Raw genomic sequence first — 5,027 nt, 5'->3', positions numbered from 1 at the left:
TACTGGTCATGACCAGTGAACGCGGCGGGTCCACCCGTCCCATCGACAATAACAGGAAGCGGTCCGGGTCGGCCGGTCCGTCCAACGTAACAAGGGGAGCGAACAGGTGACCCGGCTGCTCGTGGTCGAGGACGAGGAGTCCTTCTCCGACGCGTTGTCGTTCATGTTGGAACGGGAGGGCTTCGAGGTGGGAGTCGTCGCCGACGGCCCCAGCGCGCTGGCCGAGTTCGATCGGCGGGGGGCTGATCTTGTGCTGCTGGACCTCATGCTGCCGGGCCTGTCGGGCACGGAAGTGTGCCGGACCTTGCGAACCCGTTCCACTGTGCCGATCATCATGCTGACCGCTCGGGATAGCGAGATCGACAAGGTGCTCGGGCTGGAACTCGGAGCGGACGACTACGTCACGAAGCCGTTCTCCGCCCGGGAACTGGTGGCGCGGATCCGCGCGGTGCTGCGGCGGCGGTCGGAGAACGAGGAGGTGGGGGACGCGACGTTGGAGGCAGGCCCGGTCCGGATGGACGTTGAGCGCCATGTCGTCACCGTCGACGGGACCACGGTCACCCTGCCGCTCAAGGAGTTCGAGCTGTTGGAGATGTTCCTGCGCAACGCGGGCCGGGTGCTGACCCGGGGCCAACTGATCGACCGGGTCTGGGGGTCGGACTACGTCGGCGACACCAAGACCCTGGATGTCCACGTCAAACGACTGCGGACAAAGATCGAGCACGAACCCGGCAACCCGCGGCACCTGGTGACCGTTCGGGGACTGGGATACAAGTTCGAGCCGTGACCCCGGCGGTCGCGGCCGGAGGGAACGGTGAAGAGGTGCTCGGTGGCGTGTGTCCGGGTGCGTGGTTTCCGAAGATCGTGGCGCAGCCCGACGCCGCTGTCGCTCCGGGACGGCAGGCGGCCGCGGTGAGTCCGCTCCCGGCGGGTCCACATCCCGGTCCGATGCGTCTTGGTGTGATCGACATCGGCTCGAACACCGTCCACCTGCTTGTCGTGGACGCGCACCGGGGCGGCCAGCCACAGCCGGCCGCCAGTGTGCGCGTGCCGCTGCGGCTGGTGGAACTGCTCGACACGGACGGGGCGCTGGACGCCGCCGGAGAGCGCGCTCTGACCTCCTGCATTCTGGACATGCGCCAGCAGGCCGACGCGCTCGGGGTCTACGATCTGGCGGCCTTCGCCACGTCGGCGTTGCGGGACGCCACCAACGGAGAGGCGGTCCTGCGCCGGGTGGGCGAGGCCACCGGGGTCGCCATCGGCGTCCTGCCCGGGGAGGAGGAGGCCAGGTTGACCTTCCTCGCCGTCCGCCGGTGGTTCGGCTGGAGCGCCGGCCGGTTGCTGGCGTTGGACATCGGCGGTGGTTCCCTGGAGATCGGCGCCGGCATGCACGAGGATCCCGAGGTGGTCGCATCCCTGCCGCTCGGCGCGAGCCGGCTGACCCGGGACTGGCTGGTTCCGAGCGACCCGCCCAAGCGGTCCGAGCTCAGCGAGCTGCGCCGTTATGTCCGGTCCCAGATCGCGCCGATCGTGGGCACGATCTACCCCCTGGGGGAGCACACGAGGGCGGTGGCGACGTCGAAGACCTTCCGGTCGCTGGCCCGGATCGCCGGTGCGGAGCCCTACAGCCGCGGTCCCTATACCCGCCGGGTGCTGCGCCGGGACGACCTCGCGGAGGTGACGGCCAAGGTGTGCCGGATGTCGGTCGAGGAACGCGCGGCGCTGCCGGGCGTCTCCGCCTCCCGGGCGGCCCAGCTGGTCGCGGGGGCGGTCGTCGCGGACGAGGCTCTCGGTCTGTTTGCCATCCACGAGGTGGAGATCTGCCCCTGGGCCCTGCGCGAAGGGGTGATCCTGCGCCGGCTGGACTGGCTCACCTCATCCTGACGCCGGAGCGATGAATTCCCTTTACCCGACAGAGGGTGACATGGGCGTTGCAGAAAGTGCTTTCGAGGTGCGTAATTGCCTGATGTGGCCGTTCTCACGGGCGATAGGGGGGTTCCAACCGTCATCCCGCGGATGTCTGTGCGGGCGGGCCCGCGGAGATGGCCTAGCCTGGGAGAGAGGTCGGTCATGACGGCCAACCCCCGGCTCGCGCGGCAGGGAGACGGATTGCAGGCATGGCGTGACGACGCGCGGTCGGTGGCGCCGACCGCGATGGCTCCCGCCCCGATCTCGTCCGGCAGGGCCGCGGGCGGTCCGGGGCCCGGCGGTGGCGGTGGCGGCGGCTGCGGTGGTGGCGGTGGCTCCTCGCCCGTTGTCCCGCGCGGAGCGCCCGAGCTGGTCACGACCGCTCCGGGTGCCCGCGTGGCGCTCTCCACGGCTTCGACCTATCCCGAGTCCACCGCCTCGGCCTTCGAGATGGCGGCGCGGCTGGGGTATGACGGGGTCGAGATTATGGTCTGGACCGATCCGGTCAGCCAGGATCCGCAGGCGCTGAAGCGGCTGATAGACTATCACGGCATCCCGATTCTGGCCATTCACGCGCCGTGCCTGCTGCTCACCCAGCGGGTCTGGGGTACGGATCCATGGGCGAAGCTGGTGCGGGCCCGTACCGCGGCTGAGACGCTCGGCGCGTCGACGGTCGTCGTCCACCCGCCGTTTCGCTGGCAGCGGGACTATGCCCGCGAGTTCGTGACGGGCATCGAGCGGATGGCCGGCGAGACCGACATCCGCTTCGCGGTGGAGAACATGTTCCCGCTGCGGGCGCGGGGGCGGGAGGTCTCCGCCTATGCCCCGGACTGGTCCCCGGTCGAGGATGACTACGCGCATGTCACCCTCGACCTGTCGCACACGAGTGTGTCCCGCTCGGACCCGCTCGAGATGGCCGAGCTTCTCGGCGAGCGGCTGGTCCACGTGCATATGGCCGATGGTCTGGGCTCGGCCAAAGACGAACATCTCGTCCCCGGTCGTGGCACGCAGCCCTGTGCCGAGCTGCTCGAACTGCTGGCCGCCGGCGGTTTCGCCGGCACCGTGGTGGTCGAGATCAACACCAGGCGGGCCGAGTCGCGCGCCCAGCGCGAGGCCGAACTCGCCGAGGCGCTGGCGTTCACCCGTCTGCACTTCGCCGCACCGTCTGCCGCAGGACTCCGTTCCACCTACGGCTGATCCACCGATAGCTGATCCACCGACAGCTGACCCGCGTCCGGGGCTGACACCGTTCCCGTGGATCGCCGCTATGGTCGAGTGCCACCATGGCGGAGTGTCCGTCCCTTCTGGTCGTACCCCCACCGGCTCGCTGTTCGACCCGTTGGCGGATGCCTACGCCGCGGCCAGGCCGAGTTATCCCGACCACATCTTCCGTGACGTCGAGCGGTTCCTCGGGCGGCCGCTGCGCGGCGCGGACGTGCTTGACGTCGGCGCCGGGACCGGCATCGCCACGCGCCTGCTGATCGGCCGGGGCGCGCGGGTGGTACCGGTGGAACCCGGGCCGAACATGCTGGCGCGGTTGCGCGAGCGGAGCCCCGGACTGCCCACGGTGCGCGGGGACGGGGAGGCGTTGCCCTTCCGGAACCAGGTTGCCGACCTGGTCTGCTATGCCCAGGCATGGCACTGGGTACATGTGCCGACCGCCGCGGCCGAGGCCGCCCGCGTGCTGCGGCCCGGCGGAGCCCTCGCCGTGTGGTGGAACGACGTCGACGCCGAGGAGTACCGGTGGTGGCAGCGCCAGCAGGAACGGCTCGAGCGGATGAACTCCGGATATCACCGCGGGTACCGTGCGCGACCGTTCGCCGACGAGCTGCGGTGGACCGGCCACTTCAGTGAGGTCGTCACCCTGACCGGCCGGTGGCGGCGCCGGATTAACATCGATGACTACCTCACGTGGCAGCGGTCGAAGTCCTACGTCGCGGCCATCGGCGATCGCCTCGGCGATTTCCTTGACGCGGAGCGTCGCACGATGCTGCGCGCCTTTCCTGACGGTGTCGTCGTCGAGCCGTTTCGTACGCTCCTGGTGATTGCCCAGGTTCCCGAGTAGCGCGCGGGAGAGACGGCGTGGGCGCCCCTGCCGCGGCTCTCCCAGCCGGCGATCCCCCCCTTTTCTCTGACGCACCGTGACGCCATGGTTCGGCCGATGTGTCTTCGTAATGAACCGTGCGCACAGCGTCGCTTTTTTGGTGTGACGTTGTTTTGTGGCCACTGGTACCCGTCTCGCCCTGAATTTTCCGATCCGTTAGTCTTGCGTCATTCGCACAGTGGTGTCTGACTTCGCTGGCGTAGCGGAGTGATACGGGTACCCGCGTCCGGGCCATTGGTCCGACCGGAGGCGTGGTTCGGGAGCGCCTCACGCTCGGGTCACCGCGGCACCGTGCGGTCACCCTGAGTGTCGGGCGTCGGTGCCGGGACTGCCGGCGCCCGCTGGAGGAGGCGACGGTCATCATGCGGCTTGCTCCACAGCAGACTGAGGCGACAAGGATAAAGCGCGACGGCACCCCGGCCGGCTGGGAGCCGCCGGCCGGACCCTCCATGCCGGCCGGGCCGGCCGAGCCCTCGGCGGCTGCCGCCGCGGCGAAGTTCGCGTACAACCCGGCGCTGGATGGGTTGCGGATCGTCTGTATCTACACCATCCTCGCCGGCCACATGGGCGCGATCCATGCCAGCAACGTCGCCGTCGACGTCTTCTTCGTGCTGAGTGGATTTCTTATCACCGCGCTCCTGCTGACCGAACACAGCCGGACCGGGACGATCTCGGTGAGTCGATTCTTGGTGCGCCGGGCCTACCGGCTGATGCCCGCGATGTGGGTGTACCTGCTCGTCGGGCTCGTGGTGACGGTGGCATTCAAATGGAACGACATCCCCTTCCGGGACGACTACATCGGGAGTGCGCTCTCCGCCTTCTTCAATGTCAACAACTGGTACAAGGTCCTACATCCTGCCGCCGGTGGGCGATGGTTGGCCCACGTGTGGTCCTTGTCCCTGGAGGAGCAGTTCTATCTCCTGTGGCCGGGGCTGTTCCTGATTGTCAGCCGCTCGGACCGGTTCCGGGCGCACCTGCTGAAGATACTTCTCGCCATGATCGCCTTCGCGGCGGT

The 5,027-nt window shown here is 68.9% G+C and carries 5 protein-coding genes; all 5 read left to right on the top strand.

Annotated features, from left to right (window positions below; translation table 11 throughout):
* Positions 1-106 precede the first annotated feature (106 nt).
* Complete coding sequence (locus ACY45C_RS13470; RefSeq protein WP_011434934.1) at positions 107-787, top strand: response regulator transcription factor; 681 nt, start codon at positions 107-109, stop codon at positions 785-787.
* A 161-nt stretch (positions 788-948) separates the two neighbouring features.
* Positions 949-1,884, top strand: a complete 936-nt coding sequence (locus ACY45C_RS13465; protein ID WP_462187956.1) for a Ppx/GppA phosphatase family protein — start codon at positions 949-951, stop codon at positions 1,882-1,884.
* A 270-nt stretch (positions 1,885-2,154) separates the two neighbouring features.
* Positions 2,155-3,105 carry a sugar phosphate isomerase/epimerase family protein gene (locus ACY45C_RS13460; RefSeq protein WP_462187955.1) on the top strand — a complete coding sequence of 317 codons (951 nt, stop codon included), beginning with the start codon at positions 2,155-2,157 and terminating at the stop codon, positions 3,103-3,105.
* Positions 3,106-3,175: 70 nt separating this feature from the next.
* The gene (locus ACY45C_RS13455) at positions 3,176-3,973 is read left to right on the top strand and encodes a class I SAM-dependent methyltransferase (RefSeq protein WP_462187951.1); all 798 of its coding nucleotides are present in this window, start codon (positions 3,176-3,178) and stop codon (positions 3,971-3,973) included.
* A 401-nt stretch (positions 3,974-4,374) separates the two neighbouring features.
* A partial coding sequence (locus tag ACY45C_RS13450) for an acyltransferase family protein (protein WP_462187950.1) occupies positions 4,375-5,027 on the top strand: 653 nt, incomplete at its 3' end.

This window comes from Frankia sp. CcWB2, from assembly GCF_977927585.1.
Note: the sequence above shows the minus strand (reverse complement) of the source record. Positions and strands in the feature narration are given on the sequence as shown.